Genomic DNA, 904 nt, shown 5'->3' on the forward strand with positions numbered 1-904 from the left:
CGGATGCGCTGATCGCCGCGGCCGTCAGGATCTTCTTGATCACGGCTGGTTCCCTTTCTCAAGAAATGCAGGTGGTGAGGCCTGCCCAACCGAATGCCCTGGGTTTGGTTCCGCTGCTTCACTCGTTCGGCCCACGGGCGGCAGGCGGGCTGATTGAGTGCCTAATGAGCCGTTGGGGTGAATTGAGATAACCAAACCTGCGGAGCTTAGTTGCTCAAGGCGCCCCGGGGACTTTGGGGCATCCTTCGGAAGGGTACTGATCGTGATCAAGAAGATTATGGCTACCGCAGCTGTCGCTGCTTCCTTCGTCGGTGTGTCGGCAATGGCCGCGCCGTCCGCTTTCGCCGTCGGTGACGACACGGGCACGACGTCGCTCAGCGGCAACGGTGCCATGCAGGCGTACGGCAACTCCGCGACGTACGGGAACATGAGCCCGCAGATGGCGCTCATTCAGGGCTCGCTCAACAAGCCCTGCATCGGCCTGCCGGCGAAGATCAACGCCGGGTCGCTGCTGGGTGCCGCGCCGATCGCGGTCCAGGACATCAACGTCCTGTCCTCCCCGCAGAACCAGCAGTGTGTCGAGAACTCGACCCAGGCGAAGGGCGACGAGCCCCTCTCGCACATCCTGAACGACATCCCGATCCTGTCGGCGAACGGTGCGGGCAACAGCTGACGTCGCCCCCGAATCGCCTCTACCGGGTCACCGTCGAATTCGGCGGTGACCCGGTCGTCTTTGTAATTTCCGTGGCGTGCCAATATGCCTTGTGGGCCGTTCGAGGGAATGGGCGTAACCAAACGTCGCGTGGCGGGTTGAATTTATCGGAACCCCGCCGGTGGGTTCCGAATTTCTGGAAAGGCAACAAAATGAACAAGCTGTGGGCTACCGCTGCTGTCGCGGCCACGA

General features: G+C 62.1%; 2 protein-coding genes. Both read left to right on the plus strand.

All coding sequences use genetic code 11. The annotated features are described in order from the left end of the window. On the plus strand, positions 1–191 hold a 191-nt coding region (locus tag GXP76_RS35465; protein ID WP_242575729.1), incomplete at its 5' end, for a hypothetical protein. Between the two features lie 71 nt (positions 192–262). Further along, positions 263–673: a rodlin gene (locus GXP76_RS35470; RefSeq protein WP_242575730.1), complete on the plus strand. Its 411-nt coding sequence runs from the start codon at positions 263–265 to the stop codon at positions 671–673. The last annotated feature ends 231 nt before the right edge of the window (positions 674–904 follow it).

It is taken from the genome of Streptomyces sp. NP-1717 (assembly GCF_022695985.1).
GTDB lineage: Bacteria > Actinomycetota > Actinomycetes > Streptomycetales > Streptomycetaceae > Streptomyces.